We start from the raw sequence: 22503 nt of genomic DNA on the forward strand, positions 1-22503 counted from the left end.
AGAATGGAGATATTTGCCATGACAAGCCCCGAAACCGGCTTTGACCCTCGCGCGTTTCGTCGCGGATTGGGCAACTTTGCCACCGGCGTCACCATCGTCACCGCCCGCAGTCCCAGCGGCGAACAGGTTGGCGTCACCGCCAACAGCTTCAATTCCGTGTCGCTGGAGCCACCGCTGATTCTCTGGAGCATCGACAAACGCTCCAACAGCCATGCGGTGTTCGAGTCCGCCAGCCACTTCGCCGTAAACATCCTGGCATCGGACCAGATCGAACTGTCGAATCACTTTGGTCGGCCGCAGGAAGACAAATTTACTAGCGTTGCATGTGAGCGTGGCATCGGCGGCGCACCACTTCTGCCCGACTGCGCCGCGCGCTTTCAGTGCGAACGTTACCAGCAGGTAGATGGCGGCGACCACTGGATCTTGATCGGCAAGGTGGTTGCCTTTGATGATTTCGGGCGTTCGCCATTGCTCTATCACCAGGGCGCTTACTCGATGGTCCTGCCGCACCCGCGCGCATCGCGCCGAGGCGATCTGGCGACAACGCCATCGGCTGCTGCACGTGGTCGGCTGACAAACAACAATCTGTACTACCTGATGTTCCAGGCGTTCAATGCCTATCAGGCGAGCTATGTGCCCAAGCAACTGTCCACTGGCCTGCGCACAAGCGAGGCGCGTATGCTGATGATGCTGGAGGATCGCCCTCAGCCGGATCTCGCCGCCCTGCAGCGCGAGGCGGCAATGCCTACTGACGAGATCGCCGAGGTTCTAACCAATCTCCGGCAGAAGGGACTGGTCAGCGAGACGGGCGCTGGCCACGAATTAACCTCAGCTGGCCGCGCGCAGACGGAGGCGCTATGGGATATTGCCCAGCGTCAGCAGGATGGAGTGTTCGCTGGCGTCAGCCCCGAGGACATTGAGACCTTCAAGAAGGTATTGAGAGTGGTGATGGAAGCGCGATGAGAGAACGTTCATAACAGAGAGTCAACACAGGATCGCATGCGCATGTAAGGGGGTTGATATGCGAGTTGAGGCGATGCAATCGCTTCGATCTAGCTTGCTGGGTGCGGCTGACCGGCAACCACTAATGTGAGCCGCTATAGTGCGGAGATGGAGCAACGCCGTCGTACTAACACCCCAAAGATTGTTCAACGGAAACGGGCGGCATCGCCGTCGTCGACCGTGCAGGAAATTTCCTCCGAGGAGTGCCCATGGATCGGTCCAGGTTCATCCGATGCTCCGCTTCGAGTGGAGAATTTCATCACGGCTAGGATCAACCATGTGGCAAAGGCGCTTAGTCGATCAGCGGCTCGCCTGTATTTGGCGCAATTCGATCTAACACTACCCGAGTCCCGAATCCTTTCGATAGTGGCGATGAGAGGGGGCTGTACGGCTCGCGAGATCATGGATGAGGTCTCCATGGACAAGGCACTTATCAGTCGCGCGATAAAGAAATTAGCAGACAAGCGACTTATCAGTACATGGACCAACGCAGACGATCGTCGAACTTCTCTTTTGCGATTGACAAGCCGAGGCACTGAAATCCATGAGGATCTCATGCCCATCGCCAGACAGCGCCAAGAAGCGCTGCTGGCGACGTTGTCGTACGATGAACGGCGTGCGCTATGGAGCGCTCTCTTCAAGCTCGAGGCAATGGTTCAAACGTTGGGTGAAAAGGATGAGCGGCTGGACTAGGCGGGCCTTTCCTTATTCCTCCACCAATCATTCGCTGTCGGCCTCATTCCTGAGTGGTGTCCGCAGCATGTAGCACCTGAGATTAGACAGGAAGAGTTCCGCATCTCGTTGACCATTGCCGCTGGAGAGGGCAGAATTGTGAGGGCTTAACCAAGCGCCCGGAGCCGACCACAGCGGTGACTCTGCTGGCAATGGCTCCTGCTCAAATACATCCAAGTAAGCGCCTGCCAGTCGGCCTGTTTCGAGCGCAGCGATCAAGGCAACTTCATCGAGGAGTGCACCACGCCCGACGTTGGCGATTCGAGCACCGTGGGGCAAGCGATCGATCCTCTCCCTGTTGATCAGACCGCGCGTTTGAAGTGTCAACGGGCAGCAGAGAATGAGCCAGTCGCAGTCGGCAAGCGCCGCGTCGATCTCGTCGAACGTCAGAGTCGAATCGACGACACTGCATGGCACAGCGCGCTTGCGGACTCCGGTCGTTCGAAGTCCAACCGCAGATAGAAGTCTCGCTATCTCCTGACCGATGGGGCCTAGGCCGACAATGACAGCATGCTGACCCGCCAAGTCCCTGGGGGCGTCGGCGCTAAGAATGGGGGCCCATTCGCGGCGCTGCTGAGAGGCAAACCAACCTCCAAAACCACGAGACTGGGCGAGTACAGCACCCACGACGCATTGTGCGATAGGGAGTGCCGCAATGCCCGATGAGGTCGACAGCCGAACTCCTCGAGCGCGCGAGGGCTGGTAATGCAGAACGTCAACCGCCGCCGAAATGACGTGCAGCCATTGCAAACGAGGGGACTCGTTAACGAGCGAAAAGAACAACTGGGTCGCAGCGCTGTCGCGGGATGGTGTTCCGCCAGCGAAAATGTCTCTTGAGTACCATGCACAGGTGACATCGGTCAAATCCGTTCGGTCGATGGAGACCTTAGACATTTCGAGAATGCGCAGTTTCTTGCCGGTCGCGCCGACAATTTTCAGCATAGCGTCCCTGTGCTGATGGGCAACCGCATCAGAAACGAGGAGAACCTCTGTCATCGATTGAACCTCTAGTGGTTTGCTTGAATCCATCTCAGCCCTCGAAGAAGCTATTCTGAACTCCGTATCGTTGATGCTCCGGCAAAGTGGTAGCTCGGAGTCTAGGAGGGATCATCGATGCTTCTTTTCCGTAGCCATCGCTCCGCGGCGCGCGCATCCGGAGCATGCCGAGCAAGAGCCTCCTCATTCACTTCGAGGCCCCAGCCAGGGCGCTCGGGGAGAATTAGCTCACCATTCTCCACTTTGAGTTGTGAGTGAAAGAGCTCTGCGGATACCGGTGGCTGATCAACGTCCATCTCCACATAGTTGAAATTGGGAGACAAGGCACACAGCTGCGCCCCAATCAACAGCCCCAACGGACTGCTGAACGCATGCGAATTGATGTTTACCTCAAAACCCTCGGCGAGCGTCGCCATCTTGACCGCTTCGGAGAAGCCGTTCCACATCGCGTCAATGATCGCGTAGTCCACAGCACGCTCAACAAAGAAAGGGATGGCATGTCGCCTCCCGTAGACGGCTTCCATGGAACCGATGGGGGTCGACGTCGAGCGACGCAAATCTGCAAGGGTGCGGGCGTCGTACACGTCCATCTCGAGCCAGGCCAGCCCAAGCGGCTCCAGCGCCTTGGCTAGACGCTTGAGTCCAGCTGGCCGATAGTTGAAATTGACGTCCAGAGCGATCCCGATGCTGGGACCCGCGCCCTGCCGAAAAGCGTGCATCTGCGCCACCATTGCGTCCAGTACCTCGGGTTCGAGATTGAGTTCAGGGTGTCCCTTTCCATAGCCAAAACCAGGCGACTCTCTCAGAAATGCGTGAGGTTTGTCTCCCTCGAACATCAGTAAATTGGTCTTCAGCGCGCTGAAACCCCGCTCCTTGACCTCCCGGCCGAGTTCGACAAGATCGTCGAGGCTACGCACTGGCGGTCGGTCAAGCGTCTTGGCGCCACGAGCTCTATACGATCCACAATGCGACCAATAGACGCGGAGACGGTCGCGAACTGCCCCCCCAAAGAGGCGATGCACGGGCACGCCAAGCGCTTTCGCCTCGATATCCAAGCAGGCATTCTCAATCGCAGCGACCGCTTGCGCGTTGAGCCCTCCATCCGCGACTCGAACTCGTGCGCGCAGCATTGTTGAAAGGCGACTGCTCTGAAGAGGATCGAGCCCGATGACGTGCTCGGACAAACGTCGAATCACTGCCGAGAGACCTTGCGAACCGAGAAATTCGCTGAACTCGGACCATCCGATCAAGCCTTCGTCGGTCGTTATCTTGACGAAAGAGAACGGCTTGAGGCCACCGTCTGCGTGCAGATCTTCAACACGAACAATCTTCATTTCAACTATTCCTGTACTTCATGAGTGAGCGCTACGTACGCGCGACGAATGGGGAAGAGATTTTGCGAACGATACTTCAATATGATTGACTGGTCAACAAAAATCAAAATGTTCGACCGAGAGGAAGTGAGTGAGATTAAATGCTGCTACGCTTTCAGTGATAGGATTTTTCCATGATAATTGTTGACGAATCAATTAAATGATTGGATACTTGACCAGAAGCAACAGGACTTCAAGGAGAAATGCAGTGCATCCAGCCAATCGTCGTCAGTTTGTTGTGGGTTTATCTGCCGCTCTGACGGGGATGCGGCCTGTCGAAGCCGAGGAGACCGCCTTTCCCGTACGTCCTGTGCGAATCGTTACCGGCGCCTCTGCCGGTGGCGGCGTCGACGTCTTGGTTCGGCTGATGAGCGATCCGCTAGCCGCTCAATGGCGGCAAGCGGTTATCGTTGATAACAGGCCCGGGGCCTCCCAACTGATCGCGGCCAGTGCTGTTGCGAAAGCAAAGCCTGACGGGTACACGCTGTTGGTTGCGACCAGCACGCCATTCATTCAGGTGAAGTTTGTACAGAAGGATGTTCCAATCGAAGTGTGGCGTGACTTCGCGCCACTCACGGTGATTGGGGTTGGTACCGTTGCTTTGGCTGCAGCGAAGAACGCACCTTTCAATTCGGTCGCCGAACTCATTGAGCACGGTCGTCGCGCCGGAGTTCGACTTCCCTATGGCACCTGGGGAAATGGAAGCGGCGGCCATCTCATTGGCGAAGGGCTACGCGCCCATGCGAAGATTGATCTGGTTCATGTTCCTTATCGGGGGGAGGCTGCCGAAATCACTGATTTGCTGGGTGGAAATCTCTCGGTTGTCTTTTTGACTCATGCGACGGCGAAAGCGCAAGCTGAGGCCGGCAAGCTTAAGCTGCTAGCGGTGACAGGAACAGATCGGTTTCCGTTCATGCCGGACGTTCCGACCTTCAAGGAGCAGGGGGTTCCTGGCCTCGAGGTCATTGGATGGATCGGTGCGTTTGCGCCCGCTGCAGTTCCTCCAGCATTGACGCAAAAGATATCGAGCGACATGCAGAAGGTGCTGAAAGATCCGGCAGTCGCCGCACTCTATGCGAAGCAGGGTTATGCAGCCACTGGCGGGACGCCTGCCCAGTTCCGAAAGCTCTTCCTTGAAGACGAGGCGCGCTGGAAGGCTTTGGCGCAGATAGCGGCTTTGAGGCCGGAGTAGCGGTTCCCCGGATTTAGATGGGCGAATTTCGAGAGAGCGGCGCCCTCGTCGCTGCCGACTCGTACCTCCGACCGAAATCGTGTATGCGTCGGTATTCCGGTCGTCGGACCTAATATCACTAGAGTGGAGCACATAGATGTCAACCCCAGCAGTAGGAACTGGCACCCGCGCGGCGAGTGGGCATATTCCATACGAGGCGTGGGCTGCCGAGGATTTTTCTTCGCTTCCTGGGAGTAGTGTCCTATCCGCTCTGCGTGGAGATGTGATCACGGCGTTGGACTCCATACCGTTACGCCTGGTTAGGGAGGTCGGCTCACTGTCCTGCGCCGATTACATGACCGGTTCCTTTTCTCCAACGTACCGAATCGGCGGGGGCGCCGTATCGCGCATTACGTTGGCTTCGGGATTTCTCGGTTACGGTCCCCTGGTGGATCCGGCTATCCTCCCATTGCTGCGGGAGGTTGTGGTGGGGTGCGATCCTACCTGCGTGCACGAGCTAGCTGTGCATCTGCGTCGCCCGCCACATAAAACTGGAGGCGTTGAGATCGCAATCTGGGATGCGCTGGGAAAGCGTGCTGGGTTGCCTTTGTACCGCTTATGGGAGGGGGGCAGTCCAGTCTTGAGTCCGTATGCGTCACAAATGACACGAGGTACGCCCTTGGAACGGGCCGAACTTGCCAGTGCCTTGGTCGCGCATGGCTGGCGTGCGTTGAAGCTTCGGACCAGTTTCCCGACGATTGAGGAAGATATTCAGGTAGTTTCAGCAGTGCGCAAAGCCGTGGGACCCAACGTCACGATTCTGGCGGATGGCAACAAGGCTGGTCCATACCAGGCGGGATTGGCTGGCGCCGCCGAGCCGCGTTATCCGTGGGATTTGACTCGGGCCAAGGAGACCGCCAAGGCGTTTGCCGATCTGGGTGTGGGTTGGCTTGAGGAGCCTTTGCCGAGGCACGACTACGCAGGTATGGCTCAATTGCGGAGAACGGCTGCGCTACCTATCGCCGGGGGAGAGAATCACTCAGGTATTGAAGAGTTTCGAACCCTTGCTGAGAGTGGAAGTTTGGATGTCCTCAACCCTGAGGTCACCCTGATCGGCCCTTCCTTGTTTCTGCAGGTGGGGGCAATTGCGCGTTTTCATGGCTTGCGCTGCGTAGGTCACGTGGGGCATGGAGGCCTTGGCTCCCTTTGCACGTGGCATCTCAATGCTGCGTGGTGCGACCACAATCGAATCGAAGTCATCCACGAGCCGCCCATAGCCGACTATCGACATGGAATGGCGATATTTCGTGATCCTCCGACTCTTCAGGCAGACGGATCCATTCGGCTTACGGATGTGCCCGGGCTCGGGGTTGAACTTGACCAAGGCCTTTTGCTGGCCGGGTGACTATCGCATTGCTTTCGATGCCGATTAGTCCGGTGCCTGCAGGTGGCCAACAGCACGACTGAGGTGGCCAGCGGTTTGTGGTGTATTTCAAGGTATGGCGGCGCAACGCGTGTCACGAAGGAGAGTCGACATGGAACCCTCGCTTGACCTGCTGGGGTCCGGCAATGCTCAGGCCGGCGCGAAGGCGAACATGCGGGTACTGGCAGCTTGCTCCTGCTACGGAAGCTATGTGATCGAAGCCGACCTGGGCGACAACTTCGATGAGGGCTTTCGCCGGGGCACGCTCTTGATGCTGGCGATTTCAGCCTTCGCTTTCCTTGTCCTGGCTGCTCTTTGCCTGTGAGGGGCGTGCGGGCATTGCCCCGGGCGTTTGCGCCTCCCAAGCAAGTGAAAGCCGGACAGATGTAAAGAAGTGAACAGTCGCCGTTCAACGCGTTCGACAGACTACTGCAATCGCGAGTGCTGAGTCGGCTGGACTTTGCGGTCCCCGGATTTCCTGCTCGCGATAGATGGAGTCCTAGCTTTCGCTTACTTGACCGCAATACACAGGAGACAAACATGCAGCGCCGATCTTTGATTGCCCTGGGGGTACTGGCCGCAACTCGCCTCGCGGGCGCACAAACGAGCGCCTTTCCCGACAGGCCCATTCGATGGATCGTAGGCTATCCGGCGGGCGGCGGCAGCGACTTCGTCGCTCGCTCATTGGCGGTACCTCTTGGCGAGAGCCTGAAGCAGCCTCTTGTGATCGACAACAGGGCTGGGGCTGCCACCATCGTTGCGGCCAGCGCGGCCAAGGCGGCTCCCGCCGACGGATACACGATCTTCTCCGCGGATCTGGGAACGCTGGTCTACAACCCGCTGCTCTACAAAAAGCTGCCCTATGACCCGATCGGTGACTTCGCCTTCATCGGCTTCACCGTGAGGTATCAGTTCTGCCTGGTGTGCAACCCCGCATTTCCGGCGAAAAACCTGAATGAGGTCATCGCCCAGGCGAAAGGTGCCGGCCGGAAGCTCGACTACGCATCCCCGGGTGTGGGCTCGACACACCACCTCACCATGGAGATGTTTGCACAACGAGCTCGCATCGAGATGGTCCATACGCCATACAAGGGCGCCGCGCCTGCGCTGCAGGACGTGATGGCGGGCACCGTGCCGCTGATGATGTGCGATATCGCGACCTGCCTGCAGATGGTCAAGGCGGGCAAGCTCAGGCCAATCGCCGTTGCGTCTCCCGGGCGGTCACCTCTGCTGCCGGACGTCCCCACGTTCGAGGAGGCTGGCGTCAGTGGCATCGACACCAACAGCTGGTCAGCATTGGTTGCACCGAAGGGCACTCCGGCACCGGTGATTGCCCGGCTGACGCAGGAGCTGAAGGCGGCGCTGGGGCAACCTGACACGCAGCGGCGGCTGATGGATTTTGGCGTCGAGCCGTTCTTCGGCACCCCGGCCGAGGTTCTTTCCATGGCCAAGACGGACAGCCAACGATGGAGCACTGTGGTCAAGCACCTGAACATCTCCCTTGAGTACTGAGTACCGAGCACTGCAATGAACCAGACCATTCAAGATGGCGGCAGTGCCCGGCAATATCTACGAGGCTTTGGCAATCAATTCGAGAGCGAGGCGATTGCCGGCGCGTTGCCGGTATCGATGAACAGCCCGCAGCATGTGCCCTACGGGCTCTACGCTGAACAGTTGTCTGGAACGGCATTCACGAGTGTGCGTGCCGAGGGGCGCAGGACATGGACCTATCGCATGCTGCCGTCTGCGAGTGATGCGCCCTATGAACCGGCTCAGGCAGGAGGATGGCTCACTGCGCCAATGCAGGAGGGGGCATTTGATTTTCGGCCGATGCGCTGGCGGCCGCTTTCGTGCGACGGGGACACGGATTTTCGTGCTGGACTACTGACCATCGGGGCCAATGGCAACGCGGCGGAGCAGGTTGGCTGCGCGATCCACGTGTATGCCGCTTCGCGGTCCATGACTGACGAAGCCCTGTGCAACTGTGATGGGGAGTTGCTTATCGTGCCCCAGGAAGGCGGGATCGAAGTGCAGACTGAACTCGGCTGGCTTGCGGTTCGGCCTGGTGAAATCGTCGTCATCCCCCGGGGGCTGTGTTTCCGCGTTGAGTTGACGGGGGCGCTGGCCCGTGGCTATGTGCTGGAGAACTATGGCCCGGCGCTGCGGTTGCCCGAACTCGGCCCGATCGGCGCCAATGGGCTGGCGAATCCCCGCGACTTTCATTGCCCCGTGGCGGCCTTCGACAACATCGGGAAAAGCTATGCCGTCATCCACAAGTACTGCGGTCAGTTCTGGGTTCGGCGTCTCGCGAGCAGCCCCTTCAATGTTGTCTCCTGGCATGGGAATCTGGTTCCGTTCAAATATGACCTCGAACGCTTCAACGCTTTCGGATCCGTGAGCTACGACAGCCCGGACCCATCCATCTCAACGGTCCTCACTTCACCGAGTCCGCAGCCAGGCACCGCCTACGTAGACTTCGTCGTCTTCCCGCCGCGATGGCAGGTGGCGGAGGGAACCTTCCGGCCTCCCTACTTTCACCGCAATGTGATGACGGAGTTCATGGGGCTGATCTACGGCGAGTACGAAGGAAAACGGGAGGGATTCCGTCCCGGCGGCTTCAGCCTTCACAGTTCGATGGCGCCCCATGGCCCGGATCAGGCCACCTATGTCCGGGGAGTCGAGGAGCCCGTGGTCCCGAACAAGCTGTCCGGCACCATGGCGTTCATGTTCGAGACCAAGTTGCCTCTCATGCTCAACAAGGCGGTGCTTGATCTGCCAGAACTGGACGGCGCTTACCTAGAATGCTGGCGTGGGTTCCACCCTGCTCGGGCTGCAGCCGAGGGGCGAGGTCACCAGCAGAGGCTGTGACGATGACCCATCGGCAAACATACGCCCAGCTTCGCGAGGCATTTCGCACTGGAGATCTGTCTCCAGTGGCCGTTGCGGAGTCGACCCTGGCTCATGCCAGGCAGGTTGACGGCGATCTCAATATATTCGCGCTGCTGGACCAAGAGCGCGCCATCCATGCAGCCCGCGAGTCCGAAGCGCGCTGGCGTTGCGGCAAGCCATTGAGCGACATTGATGGCATGCCTGTCTCCATCAAGGAGTTTGCGGCGGTGCGAGGCTGGCCGAGCCGGCGAGGGTCGATGGTGACGAGCGAAGAGCCGTTGGGGGAGAGTGCTGTTTTCGTTCAGCGAATCGAAGATGCCGGTGGCGTTCTCATCGGCAAGACGCGTGCTCCTGAGTTCAACTGGAAAGGCGTCACCGACAGCCCTGGCTACGGCGTGACCCGCAATCCATGGGATCGCTCGCTGACGCCTGGTGGCAGCAGCGGAGGCTGTGCTGCGGCTGTGACCGCGGGCGTGGTCAGGGTATCCATGGGAAGCGACGCCGGAGGCTCCGTTCGGATTCCGGCTGCCTTCACCGGGACGTTGGCGCTCAAGCCGACCTTCGGGCGGATTCCGCTGACCCCGTTTCCTTCCGCTTTTCATCATCTGCCGCATGTCGGCCCGATCGCGGCCAGCGTGTCCGACCTGTCGTCCATGATGAGAGTGGTAAGCGGCCCCTCGGTGTATGACTGGACGTCCATGGGGCTGAGCGATCGGCAGACCGACCAACCGGCCACCGGGTTGCGGATCGGTTTGCTGGCCGCCAAGCACTGGAGCGAGAGCGCCCCGGCAGTCGTGGAGGGCATGCAGGAGGCCGTGGCTCTCCTGCGAGAGGCCGGGTTCCGGATCGAGGAGATTGATTTCGACGTTCGCGGGGCATCCGCCGTCGGGGCATTCCTGTACAAACAAGGCTGCCTGTCGGGCTTACGCGCGCTGTCCGAGGCGGATCTTCGCCGCATCGACCAGGGCATGATTGAATTCGCGCACTCCGTGGCCAATGCGAGCACCTCTCAGATTCTCGAGATGCTGCAGCGGCGGGAGATTCATGCCGGCGAACTGAGTCGCTGCTTCGATGACATCGACGTTCTGATGCTGCCCACCATGCCGGTGCTTGCATTCGAGGCAGGACGCAATACTCCCGCTGGGTGGCCCGACGAGGATTGGATGTCCTGGAATCCGTTCACACCTGCGTTCAACGCGACAAAGAATCCAGCCCTGTCATTCCCGTTCCTTCCCAGGGGCGGTTCGCTACCGATCGGCATTCAATGGGTGGCGCCGTTCGCGCGTGAAGATCAACTGCTCCGGCTGGCCGCGTGGTTTGAGGATCGCCAGCCAATTCGCCTTGCGCAGTCCGTGGCTCAGGCCAAGTAAGGCATCTTGCAAATCATAAGGCCGATGAAATCCTGGAAGCTTTGAGCCGCTGGCTGGATGAGTGGTCGAAGACGAGCGCGCTCCAGAGCATGCTGACCCAGCGCGCGGCAACGGCTGCTTGCGAGCTTCAGTCCATCCACAATCGACGACAGGCAGCGATGTCGAGTATCGAAATCAACTGCTTGTGGCGCTGGATTAGCCCGCGCTTTTCAAAGGCAGCCAAGGCGCGATTCACCCATGGGCGGCTGGCGCCCACCATGCTGCCCAGCTCATCTTGCGTGATCCCTCGCACGACATGGCCTCTTCCAGAGTCGTCCGGCACGGCGAGTTTCACGAGGACCCGCCCCAGCTTTGCCCCCACCGATTCCAGTGCTAATGGGGCGGCGCGCTGGATGCTTTCGCTAGCGAGTAAAGCCAATAGGTTGGCGATGTTGAGGGCGAAGCGGGGAATGGCCTCCATGCAGCCATGCAGGGCACTTCTTTGGAAAACTCTCAACGTGGCGGACTCGACAGTCTCGGCCGCCAGGAAGCGCTTCTCACCGAGGAATGCACTGATGAGGCCAATGAGATATCCCTCGGACCAGATTCCCGTGGTGAATTCCTCGCCGCCCTCCGTGCGTCGGATCAAGCGCACACGCCCCGCCTGGACGATGTACAGCGCATCGGCGGACTCTCCCTGGTGGAATATGGGCGACCGCGCCGCCACTTCCCGACGGGTGAGGCACCCTTCGATACGCCGTATTTCACTTTCACTGAGACCCCTGAGTGCGCTGCTCCAGTTGATGTCGGCTGAGGTTTCCATTGCGCCTCCTTGTGATGCGTGGAGGATCGATACCTCCAACCCATCAGCATAGCGAGGTACTGATCGCGACCGAATCAGGCGGCGCGCTTCTTCAAGGCATAGGCCTCAACTTCGAGCAGGAGAGCCTCCTTGGCAAGCCCTGCCACGCCGACCATGGTGCTGGCGGGCAGCGCCGTATCGATCAGGAAGTCCTTGCGCACCTGCCGGATCGTTGCGACCGCGGACTCGGAGATGCTACGCACGAAGAAGTTGAGCTTCACCACATGGTCGAAAGCAGTGCCCGCGGCTTCGAGGGCCAGGCCCAGATTGATGAACACCTGGCGAGTCTGAGCTGCGAGATCACCCGCACCGACGATATTCCCGTCTGGGTCGTAGGAAACTTGTCCCGAGATGAAAACGAGCCGGTCGACGGCAGCCTCCGTCAGATGCGAGAACCCATTTGGGCGCGCCAGCGTGGGAGGATTGAGGTATTGGATCAGATCGGACATTGAATGGGCTCCGTTGAATCAGTTCAGTTTGAGTTTGTTGGTGGAAATGATCTCGCTGTACATGCGTTGCTGGTCCTTTACGAACTCTCCGAACGCGCGAGGATCGGAGCCGACCAGATCGACGCCTTGAGGACCAAGTTCCTTCTGCAGAGCCGGTGCCTTCAGTACCGAGACGGCGGCATCATGCAACGCTGCCATGACATTGGGCGGAGTCCCCTTGGGAGCCACGAGGCCGAACCAGGAGTAGATATTGATGTCGCGGCCCAATGCTTCCTTGGCCGTCGGGATGTCTGGCGCGCTGCTGGAGCGTTGGGCACTGAGCACCGCAAGCGCACGCAACTTCCCCTCCCGCAAGTGCGGCAGCGTCGCCACCAGGGTGTCGATCACCACATCGACGTGCCCGCCCATCAAATCGACCAGGGCCGGAGCACTCCCTTTGTAGGGAACGTGCGTGAGCTGCGCGCTCAAAGCCTGATTGAGCACTTCCATCGCGATGTGAGTCGAAGTTCCGGTGCCCATCGAGCCATAGCTGGCCGGCTGGCCCGTCTTCGATGACGCCATGACATCCGCCAGGCTGCGCCAGCGCGCGTCGGGACGGGTGACGACAACATTCGGAACGGTGGCCAGCAGGGAAATGTAGTCGAACGAGCTATCGGGAGCGTAGCCGAGCTTGATGCCAAGATGCTGGTTGACGGCAAGGGTGGCATTGCTGGCGATCAGAAGCGTTCGGCCGTCTGGCGCTGCGCGGGCCACAGTGCTCGCCGCAATCGCCGTGCCACCGCCCGGCCGGTTGTCCACCACAACGGGCCGTTTCAACTGCTCGGACATGCCTTGGGCTATCCTGCGCGCCAACAGGTCGGTGGTCCCGCCCGGCGTATAGGGAACGACCAGCGTGATCGCGCCGGGAGCCAGCACGTTCGCCTGAACCATCGAGGCAGCCACCATGGTCGAAATGCCCACCGCAAGAGCCGCCAGCGGCCCCAGAACGCGAATACGAAACTGTCTCGACATTCACTCTTCTCCTTGTCTTGAGTGCTGCACCACTGCAAGAGAGCCGACGACTTGGCCTGCATGCAGACGTCACCATGGCCAGCTGATGGAAGAAATGCCATGGGGTATCTCTTCAACGAGGAAAGAGGAACCGTCGTGCAGTGTCCGAAAGTCCACTGCCGCTGACTGTTCACTTATTGACATGTCTGACTGACTTGAACGCAGGGCAATATCGCGGAGCAGGTCGCTCGATAGAAAACGGAGCCCTCGATGGGCCGCGTTGCAGCGGCATCTGGCCGCGGTTGCGGCCGTGCCGTCGCTGTTTTGGCTGGCGGCTATGGGCAGTTTTCTGGAGGTTGCGGGGAGTTGGCCCGGTGAAGGCCTGCTAGTCTGTCGAACCTAGGGTGTTCGCCACTCGTTCCGAGGCAGGAAGCGGCGTGGAAAGCACCAGCGACGTATTGACGACGCCAAAGCTTCCAATCTTGTCGATCACGGTTTCCAGCTCTTCGCTGGATCGGGCCAGGATGTGCACCACATAGCTGTCGGAACCTGTGACGCGCAGGACTTCGATGACGTTGGGTGTATCGCGGAAGGCCTTGAGCAGGCCCTTGCCATGCTCCGCGGCTGCACCGATCCGGATGAGCGCATTGATGGGCAGGCCCAGCAGGTTCCAGTCGACGTCGGCCCTGTACCCCTTGATCACGCCTTCCTCGCGCAGTCGCCGCACGCGCTCGGCACAGGCGGGCGCAGTCAGGCCCACCTCTGCCGCCAGGGTTTTGAACGACGCCCGGCCATCCTTCAGTAGCAGCTTGACCAGCTTGCGGTCAATCGAGTCGAGAAAGTTTCGCTTGGGCTGAGTCACAAAGAAACTCCGATGAGGCCATCTGAGCTTTTGATTCTAAAGCGATTGGTGAAAATTCTTATCGAATAATTGAAGATAAAAAATGAAAACAAAGAGAGACCGTGAGGCAATGTCGTGTGAAGCAGACAGGCCGAGCCTTCCTGAATCCATCCTTCTGTTTACGAGCAATACATGTTCCAACACGTCGAAACCTATCCAGGCGATCCCATTCTTTCGCTGATGGAGGCCTTCCAGGCTGACCCGCGCACCGACAAGGTGAACCTGAGCATCGGCCTGTACTATGACGACGAGGGTAGGGTGCCCTTACGGCGGCGCTGCAAGAGGCCCAGCGGCGTTTGAGCCAGCAACCTTCCGCGGCCAAGCTCTATCTGCCGATGGAGGGTATGCCGTCCTATCGTGCGGCTGTCCAGGAACTACTTTTCGGAGCGGATGGTGACGCGAGGCAAGAAGGCCGGATCGCCACCATCCAGACACTGGGTGGTTCAGGCGCCTTGAAGGTCGGCGCCGACTTCCTGCGCCGGTACTTTCCGAGCTCGGATGTCTGGGTCAGCAATCCCACATGGGACAACCACGCGGCGATCTTCGAGGGCGCCGGCTTCAAGTCGCATACCTATCCATACTTCGATCCGGCAACGCGGGGGGTCGATTTCGCAGGCATGCTCGGGACGTTGCGGCAATTGCCCAAGGATGCCGTCGTGCTCCTGCACCCGTGCTGCCACAACCCCACAGGAGCCGATCTCACCGATGCCCAGTGGGACGAGGTGGTCGTCGTGGTTCGCGAACGTGGTCTGATCGCCTTCCTGGACATTGCCTACCAGGGCTTCGGGGCAGGCATGGAACAGGATGCCTACGTCGTTCGCGCGTTGGCAAATGCCGGGCAGACCTTCCTGGTCAGCAACTCCTTTTCCAAAATCTTCTCGCTCTACGGCGAACGCGTGGGTGGCCTGTCTGTCGTGTGCGAGAGTCCTGAGGCCGCCAGCCGTGTACTCGGCCAACTCAAGGCCACGGTGCGGCGCAACTACTCCAATCCGCCGACGAGCGGTGCCGCGCTGGTGTCGCTCGTTCTAGGGAATACGGATCTCAAGGCGTCCTGGGTCGATGAGGTGGAAGTGATGCGCAAGCGCATCATCGACATGCGAGCTCGGATAGTCGCTGCGCTGAAGAGCGCTCTACCGGAGCGCAACTTCGACTACCTGCTCGATCAACGCGGCATGTTCAGCTACACAGGTTTGACGGGCGAGCAGGTTGATTTCCTGCGAGCTGAGTTTGGCATCTACCTGGTGCGCAGCGGCCGGATCTGCATGTCCGGCCTCAACAGTGGCAATGTCGATCGCGTGGCGCGTGGTGTGGCCGCTGCGCTGGGGTGAGCCAACGATGCTCGGCATGGGGAAACGTCCTTCCTCCATGAACAAGTTTTTCGGCTTCAAAGCCGAGAAGAAAAAATTTAGAGCTCGGTCACACCTTGGAAATAAAGGTAGTGTGCCGGCCTTTGATAAACAGAATTGAGCTATATCAAGTATCTTTTAAGGAGCTGCCATGACACAAGTCATTACCGCAGGCTTTTCGTTCGTCGAGTTCGTGTCGGCAAAGCCTGAGGATCTTGTTCCCCTTTTCGAGCGGCTCGGCTTCAAGCCGATTGGGCAATCCGAGCGAACCAACGCCGTCCTGATGCGGCAGGGCGAAGCAACGGTGATCGTTAATCCGGCGCCGAATCCTTTCCGCGATGTGCATGGCGCCTCGGTGCGCGCGATCGGCATCAATGTTGATAGTGCGAAGAACGCGGTGGCACAGGCGCTCGGTGGTGGCGCCCGCGAGGCCAGCCCGGAAGAGTTCGGCACCTATGTCGTCCAGAGTCCAGCCATTGTTGGTATCGGCGATAGCCTGGTGTACTTCGTGGACGGCGACGTCTACGCCGAGTTCTCCAAGCCTTATGCCGCCACGCTATCGAATCATGACGCCGCAATCATCGCGATCGACCACACCTCCAATATCGTGCGCCCCGAGAACCTCGACCTGTGGGCGGATTTCTACAAGGACACGTTCGCGTTCACGCAGAAGCAGTACCTGGACGTCAAGGGCAAGAAAACCGGCATGCGGGCACGTTCTATGGTCAGCCCCTGTGGGAAGGTGTCGATTCCGATCGCCGCCGCTGCGCATGACGCGCCCGGCGTCCTGAACCAGAACGACGAGTTCATCCGCGACTATAAGGGCGAGGGCATCCAGCACATTGCGCTGCTGTCCTCGAACATCGAGCAGACCATCAGCTTCCTGCAGCAGGGGGGTATCGAATTCATGGATGCACCGGCTGATGCCTACTACAACGGCATCGGCTCCCGTGTGCCTGAGCATGGCCTGGACATCGCTGCCATGAAAAAGCGCGGCATCCTGGTCGATGGCAAGGGCGGTGACCGCATCCTGCTGCAGCGTTTTACGGGGCGTCAGGTCGGCCCGGTGTTCTTCGAGATCATCGAACGCCGTGGTGAAGACGGCTTTGGAGACGGTAACTTCAAAGCATTGTTCGAGAGCCAGGAAGCCGACCAGGTCAAGCGCGGCACAATGGATGCAGCTCACGGCTGATCGACGTGCATGACTTGACGGGAGGGGCTTCGTGATGCGGGGTCTTCCCGGCATCTCCAGGTCAACGGCTTTCCCAGTCGAGAGTCAGACCATCTTTACTTGTCACATATCAGAGTCAACATGTCCAATAACAACATCCAACGTCTGCGCCTGCCCGAGAACGATCCGACCTTTGGCAGCAACAAGGTCTTCGACCTGTTCCAGTACTCGCCCGCCGTGAAGGCCGGGGGCCTGGTCTTCATTGCCGGCCAGGTCGGCATCCGCCCCGACGGCACCGTGCCGGAAAGCGCCGAGGAACAGATCGATCTGGCCTTCAAGCGCTTGGGCGCGATCCTGGCACACGAAGGCCTGGGCTTCGAGGATCTGGTCGAGTTGGTGTCCTACCACGTGCGCATCGATGAGCAGTTGACGCAGTTCCGAGAAATCAAGGAGCGCTACATCACGCGCGACTTTCCGGCGTGGACCATCCTGGGCATGGCCTCGCTGGCCCGGCCGAACCTGCTTATCGAGATCAAGGCTGTCGCCGCTGCCAAGTGATCCCAGTACGGTGCAACTCTGAACACTCTCCGGAGGAGGATATATGACCCAGCAGAACGCTGCCGATGTCATCAAAGCACGCTACAAGGCCTGGATGGAGGCCATTCGGAACAAGGACCTAGACACAGTTATGGACATGTACGCCGATGACGCGACCTACATGCCACCAGGTCGCAAGCCCATCGTCGGAAAGGCTGCTGTACGCCAGAACTGGGCTGCATATCTGCAGCGCGATAGTTTCGTCGCGAACTACACCCCTACCATCCAAGTGTCCCAGTCGGGCGACATGGCTTTCGACATCGGTCACTACGAGATCAGCATGAAGAAGGATGGCCAGCCAGTGACCTTCGTGGGCAAGTATGTGGTGGTCTGGCGGTTGATTGACGGACAGTGGAAGGCGGTTGTCGATATCGACAACGACAACGGCCCCTCCGCATAATTCGTCTCGTGTCGAGCGCGTCGTGAACCTGTGTGTTTATGTCAACAGCGAGGAAGGGTTTGCTGAGCCAAGTGCAGTTGCGGACACTGCCTCCCAGGTTTTCATCCGACTCTTCGGAGATAGAGGGATACACGCCAGGACCGCAGTCGGCGGGATCCAGTTCCCCAGGAATGCGTGCGTCGAGATATCAGCGATCTTGGGCGTCAGGCCTAACGCAGAGTCCGAGGCTCGCGCATGATCCGCTCAGAACACCGACCGAGTTGCTGAGTATCACTTACGACGCCGATCACAACGCCGTCCTCCGTTCGCACGCTTGTTTAAGTCAAACAAGCGTTGAAACCTTTCGGACATCCTAGGGACTTCATTGTGCCGAAAGCAATGCACGACTCCAGAATCCCTCAGCCCGATGTCGCGCCCCCGAGCAGTCCCTCCACTGAGCGCGCAGTTCATCCTTCGCGGCTCCCCGATCTCTCACCCATCAGCCACAACGCCAGAGTCCTCGACTTAGCCATAGAGCAGCGCGCTGCACAGAAAAAAAGAAAGGCCCGGCCCCCCGAAGGAGCCAGGCCAACTGCGTAAAGCAGCCGCGCCAGGGAGGATAGCGCGGGGGGAGATGAACCCCAAAGGACAATCTAAGCCCCGCATGCAGGAGTACTGATGCGTACAACTACCTAGTGACCGTCCCGAAGCGCTGATGTGGGCCCTGTACTGGCCTGAGCCAACATCGGCTTAACCCGTCTCCCAAGCACTCCTGAACGTAACCACCGAGTTCGGCTTCACCGCCGTTCCCGGTGCCGGCTGAATGCGATAAGCGCACCCCCAGCCCGCAAAATCCCCGTCGTCCGGCCCATGGACAGAAACCTTTCGCGGCACCAGCCCCACCGCCTGAAGCTTCTGGCCATACTCATAGTCACAGCCCTGCGGCGCAGGCACCACAACGTCCCCCACCGCCTGTCCGTCCCCCGCCGACGCCTTTGACTCCGGCCGCACGTCCAGGCCAGCCGCAGGCCCTCGGCCCTTGCTCAGAGCGTTGCGCCGCGCCACCTGGCAGGTCGGCGACAACAGCCAGGACTTGGCCAACGCACCGTTGAGGCGTCCCGTACCCAGCCCCAGCTCCTGCCGGGCCTGATTCATGGCCAGCATCTGGTACAACCAGATCCTGTTGGAAGAAAACCGCAGATAGCGGGCAATGCTCAGATCGCCGCTGGCCCCCTGCAACTCATCGCCATACTGCTCGAAAGCCCGGTCCAGGGCCGACCGGTGCAGCAGCCGCGCCTCCTGGCCCCAACCCTCATCGGCGCCCGAGCCGGGGAACACATGCTCCAGCGCCACCACGCACCGGGCGGCCTGGGTGATCTCATCGGACAGGAAAAGCCGCTGAAGACGCCACTCCTGCAACTTGGGCCAGAACTCGGGAACCACGCCCACTGTCAGGGCCAGCAGGATGATCAAGATCTTCATCATGACTGCCGTCAACCCAGGAGCATGAGAACGAAACAGGCGATCCAGACAATGAAATACGCCAGATTCTGCTTGGTGGCTTTCGAGCGCTGGTACAGATACACCGGCACCAGCCAGGTCCAGCCCTTGAACTTGTCCGTGTTGTGCCCCGCCGCCACCAGGCGCTTCTCATCGAAATAGGCCAGCGCGATATTCAAGCCCACCGTCACGAACCAGTACTTGTTGCTGTCCATGGCACTCTGGGCGGCATACTGATTGCCCCGGTGCACAATCCCCGCAACCACGTACTCCAGCACCGCCCCGATCAGCGGCGCGAACGCCAGCACCCAGACCACCGTGTTGTCAATATGCTCGCCCGACAGCGGCGGCGGAGTGCTGTCATCGAAATGAACCCGCAACGCCGTGTCCTCGACCCTGGACCAGTCGGGAGATCCCTGCTTCCAGACCGACGAGCCCTTGGACAGGACCGAGGTCTTGATCAGCTGAACGATCCCGGCCTCGGAGACCGGCCCCTTTCTCTGGCCGTTTTCTTCATAGAACCAGGTGTCCTCCGGGCTGGCCTGGTTGTCTTCGATATGCTCTTGCATGTGCTCTTCCATATGCTCTTTCTTGAAATGTTGAAACTCGATGAATGAAATCGCCGGGGGGTAGTTCCGATCAACCGGCTTTCCAGGCGGCTTTGAACGGGAGGGTGGACACCGCGCAACGCGTGAACCCAGCGCAGGCCTGATCCCATAGGCTCGGCCAAAGCTTCTTGCCGGAGTCGACGCCGCACGGAGCCTCTTGAGGTACAAGAAAGCCTGCCGCACGCGCGGCCCACAGACAACGGCCGGCCCCAACTGGCGCCCCGGCTATCGCTTGATGAACTCCGGCAACACCCAGCCGTTGTCCGTCCTGATCATGTTGAGCGTCGCCGTGAACTCGGCTTCGGCCTTCTTTGTGAACATCTCGGTCTGCCCGAACATCTTGTTCGCGAGATTCATGAAGAACATGGAGCGCACCTGAGGCAGCTTGCACACCTCCCACACGTTCGCCTCATACTCGTCCCGGAAACTCCCCCTGGACTCCGCGGCGAAGAAGTTCGCGTACCGCTCGTACTCGTAAATGGTCGACTGGTTCTTGTAGAACAGCTCCTCCATGGCCCTGGCGAGCTCGACGGTGCGCCGCGACTCGTACGCCACATCGACCTCCTCGGTGCTTGCCCGTTGCTTGTCGTCCCGTTGCTTGTTGAGCGCGTCATACTCGTTCTTCATCTTCATGATCTGGGCGTTGTAGTCCGCCTTGAACGCCTTGAGCTCCTCGTGGCGCTGCGCCAGCTCCTTGATGAGGTTCTGGTTCTTGCGGATGGGGGACCCCTTCAGCGTGAACTTGACATACAGCGTGTAGCTGCCGTCGCGCTGGGCCACCCCATTGGTCTTCTCGAAGCTGCCAACAGAAATCACATCGCAGTTCTCAAACCCCCGCTTGATCTGCTGCTTGGCATCGGACTCCGATGGCTTGCCGGACGCCCCACACCCTGCCAGCCCCACGGCCACCGCAGCGGCCAGGACCGAACGAAGAAATCCTTTCATGCTTACCCTCCGAACTCGTGAATGTGTGATTGAGAAAGCACCCCCCGGGCTCCGTGAACCCGGCCCAGGCGGTGCGGTGATGAATAAAAGGTGGCCATGGCGACAGACCCGGCCCTGAGATCGGCGCCAGGCACCGGCACAGGGCATGCCGCCAGGAGCCCTACCACCAGCCGTTGTCGCCCAGGCGGACCTTCTTGAAGTAATCCATGTTGGCGAAGATGGGAAACAGCAGGACCGCGCCATTGCCGAAGATGAAGTTGCCGGCGCCAAACTCGGCCTCAACATAGTCATTGGCCAGGCCGAGCACGAAACAAAGGCCGGCGTAGGCAATCGCCTTCTTCCACAGGCCCTTTGCCAGGTAGTAGAACGGACCGAACAGGCAGGCCCACAGGTTGAAGCAGACCGTGACTCTTTCCTGGAATGGAAGCGTGCTGACATGTCCCCAATCGGGGCCTCCGGCCTTGTCGATCAAGGCAAAGCGCTTTTTCCAGGTCTCGGAGAGAGTGGGCCTGTCTTGGGCAGACTCAGTGTTGTTCATGAGGTTTCCTTTGAAAAGTGATGGGGGGTCAAAATGCGCAGAGAACGGAAAGCGCCGACAGCACGATGCCGACGATGCTCATCCACTTCTCGTTCCTGAGCTTTTCCTCGGTGAGGGAGTAAATGCCGAACGAGATCGGGAACATCGAGAACAGGACGATGCCGACTCTGGAGTCGGTGTCCCATAGGTCGACGGAAAGAACGGACAGGAAGAGCAGGACGCTGAGGATCAGCGTCACGATCGCCGACCAATGCGGCGAGGAACTCATTCCCGGATATTGAACAGCGCCGCACTGCGGACAGCTCTGGGCGGAGTCGTGCAGTTCCTTGGCGCAGCCACGGCAGAAAGCCATTTTCTTTTTCCTTCGGTGGTGAATGAGTAAGAGGTGGTGACTAGTTCGGTGTTAAGGCGAGTCAAAGCCGATCGAGATGACGCTCTGCTCTGATATGGCTCGTCTGGAGACCGGTTGAGGGGCCGTGACGATGAGGCCAGATGACTGGATCTGTATGCCGCCGCCGCCCTGGCTAGGGGATGACCGGTGGCTTGTACTGAGTCCAACTTGGGCAGGACAGATCGAAGTACTGATTTGCTGCTGTTTTTGCGGGACGACATAGACGCCCGAGAAAAGCCAGGCCGAACAAGGCGACGATCCCTTTCGAAGCAAGAGGCTTCCCTGGGGACGAGTCGGCCGGAATTTGAACGCTGAGTGGTGATTGATTTCATTACAATACTAAGGATTCCTTAGTGTATGAGTGTATCAATCCTCAGACTATCTGAGGATGCCCCGTGCAAAACCCGATTCCCCGATTGATCCGGCGCTGCCTTTGTTTGCACGCAGGCTCAAGGCCGCACGGCTTCGCAGTGGGATTTCGCAAGAGAATTTGGGGGTTGAGGCCGGGGTGGACGAGTTCTCCGCCAGCGCCCGCATCAATCAGTACGAGCGTGGCAAGCACACGCCGGACGTGCTAACTGCGACGAACCTGGCGAAAGTCCTGGACATTCCGTTGGCGTATTTCTGGGCTGTTGGCGATGACGAGGCCGATCTGATCCGGCTTTTTCATAAGTTGGGCATCAAGCAGCGCAAACAGGTCCTGCTCCTGCTGGAAGAGTTGACCGAGGGGAAATAGGTTGATGCTGCTTCCCCCTCGACTCTTTTCACACCACCCCCCGCTCCGCCATAGAAAGCGCCCCCAGATCACTGGTGATCACGTGATCGAGCACCCGCACCTCCACCAGCGCCAGCGCTGACTTCAGATCGCGCGTGAGCGCATAGTCCGCACTG

General features: G+C 59.5%; 24 protein-coding genes and 1 pseudogene. 13 read left to right on the forward strand and 12 right to left on the reverse strand.

Features of this window, described 5'->3' with window-relative positions; genetic code table 11:
* Positions 1–18 precede the first annotated feature (18 nt).
* Together MMF98_RS23450 and MMF98_RS23700 are read left to right on the forward strand one after the other, a co-directional pair.
* Positions 19–963, forward strand: a complete 945-nt coding sequence (locus MMF98_RS23450) for a p-hydroxyphenylacetate 3-hydroxylase reductase component (protein WP_243309774.1) — start codon at positions 19–21, stop codon at positions 961–963.
* A gap of 147 nt (positions 964–1110) precedes the next feature.
* On the forward strand, positions 1111–1695 hold the full coding sequence (locus MMF98_RS23700) for a MarR family winged helix-turn-helix transcriptional regulator (RefSeq protein WP_279343807.1): 585 nt from the start codon (positions 1111–1113) through the stop codon (positions 1693–1695).
* 27 nt (positions 1696–1722) lie between these two features.
* Here the strand turns inward: MMF98_RS23700 and MMF98_RS23460 are convergent, their stop codons facing one another.
* Positions 1723–2676, reverse strand: a complete 954-nt coding sequence (locus MMF98_RS23460) for a D-2-hydroxyacid dehydrogenase (RefSeq protein WP_243309775.1) — start codon at positions 2674–2676, stop codon at positions 1723–1725.
* Between the two features lie 155 nt (positions 2677–2831).
* Complete coding sequence (locus tag MMF98_RS23465; protein ID WP_243309776.1) at positions 2832–4064, reverse strand: mandelate racemase/muconate lactonizing enzyme family protein; 1233 nt, start codon at positions 4062–4064, stop codon at positions 2832–2834.
* Positions 4065–4311: 247 nt separating this feature from the next.
* Here MMF98_RS23465 and MMF98_RS23470 point away from each other — a divergent pair, with 247 nt between their 5' ends.
* The 6 genes from MMF98_RS23470 (at position 4312) to MMF98_RS23495 (ending at position 10956) form a co-directional block, all read left to right on the forward strand.
* Positions 4312–5295 (forward strand): Bug family tripartite tricarboxylate transporter substrate binding protein, encoded by a 984-nt coding sequence (locus tag MMF98_RS23470; RefSeq protein ID WP_243309777.1) that lies wholly within the window; start codon positions 4312–4314, stop codon positions 5293–5295.
* 658 nt (positions 5296–5953) lie between these two features.
* A complete protein-coding gene (locus MMF98_RS23475; protein ID WP_243309778.1) occupies positions 5954–6679 on the forward strand; it encodes an enolase C-terminal domain-like protein in 726 nt (241 codons plus the stop codon).
* A gap of 130 nt (positions 6680–6809) precedes the next feature.
* Entirely contained in the window at positions 6810–7022 is a 213-nt protein-coding gene (locus MMF98_RS23480; protein ID WP_243309779.1) for a hypothetical protein, read from the forward strand.
* 215 nt (positions 7023–7237) lie between these two features.
* Positions 7238–8209: a Bug family tripartite tricarboxylate transporter substrate binding protein gene (locus MMF98_RS23485; RefSeq protein ID WP_243309780.1), complete on the forward strand. Its 972-nt coding sequence runs from the start codon at positions 7238–7240 to the stop codon at positions 8207–8209.
* A 15-nt stretch (positions 8210–8224) separates the two neighbouring features.
* Positions 8225–9565, forward strand: coding sequence for a homogentisate 1,2-dioxygenase (gene hmgA / locus MMF98_RS23490; protein ID WP_243309781.1), 1341 nt, complete (start codon positions 8225–8227; stop codon positions 9563–9565).
* A 2-nt stretch (positions 9566–9567) separates the two neighbouring features.
* Positions 9568–10956: an amidase family protein gene (locus tag MMF98_RS23495; protein WP_243309801.1), complete on the forward strand. Its 1389-nt coding sequence runs from the start codon at positions 9568–9570 to the stop codon at positions 10954–10956.
* 127 nt (positions 10957–11083) lie between these two features.
* On the opposite strand, the gene MMF98_RS23500 is transcribed toward MMF98_RS23495, so the two are convergent.
* The 4 genes from MMF98_RS23500 to MMF98_RS23765 form a co-directional block, all read right to left on the reverse strand.
* On the reverse strand, positions 11084–11758 hold the full coding sequence (locus MMF98_RS23500; RefSeq protein ID WP_243309782.1) for a Crp/Fnr family transcriptional regulator: 675 nt from the start codon (positions 11756–11758) through the stop codon (positions 11084–11086).
* Positions 11759–11832: 74 nt separating this feature from the next.
* Entirely contained in the window at positions 11833–12246 is a 414-nt protein-coding gene (locus MMF98_RS23505) for a RidA family protein (RefSeq protein WP_243309783.1), read from the reverse strand.
* An 18-nt stretch (positions 12247–12264) separates the two neighbouring features.
* Entirely contained in the window at positions 12265–13257 is a 993-nt protein-coding gene (locus tag MMF98_RS23510) for a Bug family tripartite tricarboxylate transporter substrate binding protein (RefSeq protein WP_243309784.1), read from the reverse strand.
* 364 nt (positions 13258–13621) lie between these two features.
* Positions 13622–14098 (reverse strand): Lrp/AsnC family transcriptional regulator, encoded by a 477-nt coding sequence (locus tag MMF98_RS23765; protein WP_243309785.1) that lies wholly within the window; start codon positions 14096–14098, stop codon positions 13622–13624.
* 171 nt (positions 14099–14269) lie between these two features.
* Between MMF98_RS23765 and MMF98_RS23520 the strand changes: the two are divergent.
* The 4 genes and pseudogenes from MMF98_RS23520 to MMF98_RS23535 all read left to right on the forward strand — a co-directional run bounded on the left by MMF98_RS23520 (position 14270) and on the right by MMF98_RS23535 (position 17651).
* A pseudogene (locus tag MMF98_RS23520) lies at positions 14270–15465 on the forward strand (amino acid aminotransferase).
* Between the two features lie 169 nt (positions 15466–15634).
* On the forward strand, positions 15635–16675 hold the full coding sequence (locus MMF98_RS23525) for a 4-hydroxyphenylpyruvate dioxygenase family protein (RefSeq protein ID WP_243309786.1): 1041 nt from the start codon (positions 15635–15637) through the stop codon (positions 16673–16675).
* 120 nt (positions 16676–16795) lie between these two features.
* Entirely contained in the window at positions 16796–17212 is a 417-nt protein-coding gene (locus MMF98_RS23530; RefSeq protein ID WP_243309787.1) for a RidA family protein, read from the forward strand.
* A 43-nt stretch (positions 17213–17255) separates the two neighbouring features.
* Positions 17256–17651, forward strand: coding sequence for a YybH family protein (locus MMF98_RS23535; protein WP_243309788.1), 396 nt, complete (start codon positions 17256–17258; stop codon positions 17649–17651).
* Between the two features lie 729 nt (positions 17652–18380).
* On the opposite strand, the gene MMF98_RS23540 is transcribed toward MMF98_RS23535, so the two are convergent.
* The 5 genes from MMF98_RS23540 to MMF98_RS23560 all read right to left on the reverse strand — a co-directional run bounded on the left by MMF98_RS23540 (position 18381) and on the right by MMF98_RS23560 (position 21573).
* Positions 18381–19115: a hypothetical protein gene (locus MMF98_RS23540; RefSeq protein ID WP_243309789.1), complete on the reverse strand. Its 735-nt coding sequence runs from the start codon at positions 19113–19115 to the stop codon at positions 18381–18383.
* 8 nt (positions 19116–19123) lie between these two features.
* Positions 19124–19711 carry a DUF4339 domain-containing protein gene (locus tag MMF98_RS23545; RefSeq protein WP_243309790.1) on the reverse strand — a complete coding sequence of 196 codons (588 nt, stop codon included), beginning with the start codon at positions 19709–19711 and terminating at the stop codon, positions 19124–19126.
* A 252-nt stretch (positions 19712–19963) separates the two neighbouring features.
* Positions 19964–20683 (reverse strand): hypothetical protein, encoded by a 720-nt coding sequence (locus MMF98_RS23550; RefSeq protein WP_243309791.1) that lies wholly within the window; start codon positions 20681–20683, stop codon positions 19964–19966.
* Between the two features lie 160 nt (positions 20684–20843).
* Entirely contained in the window at positions 20844–21221 is a 378-nt protein-coding gene (locus MMF98_RS23555) for a DUF2628 domain-containing protein (protein WP_243309792.1), read from the reverse strand.
* 28 nt (positions 21222–21249) lie between these two features.
* Positions 21250–21573: a hypothetical protein gene (locus tag MMF98_RS23560; protein WP_243309793.1), complete on the reverse strand. Its 324-nt coding sequence runs from the start codon at positions 21571–21573 to the stop codon at positions 21250–21252.
* Positions 21574–22000: 427 nt separating this feature from the next.
* Here MMF98_RS23560 and MMF98_RS23565 point away from each other — a divergent pair, with 427 nt between their 5' ends.
* Entirely contained in the window at positions 22001–22348 is a 348-nt protein-coding gene (locus MMF98_RS23565) for a helix-turn-helix domain-containing protein (protein ID WP_243309794.1), read from the forward strand.
* 28 nt (positions 22349–22376) lie between these two features.
* Here the strand turns inward: MMF98_RS23565 and MMF98_RS23570 are convergent.
* Positions 22377–22503, reverse strand: a 127-nt coding sequence (locus MMF98_RS23570) for a JAB domain-containing protein (RefSeq protein ID WP_279343762.1), incomplete at its 5' end; no start/stop codon positions are given.

The sequence above is a fragment of the Variovorax terrae genome (assembly GCF_022809125.1).
Lineage (GTDB): Bacteria > Pseudomonadota > Gammaproteobacteria > Burkholderiales > Burkholderiaceae_C > Variovorax_A > Variovorax_A terrae.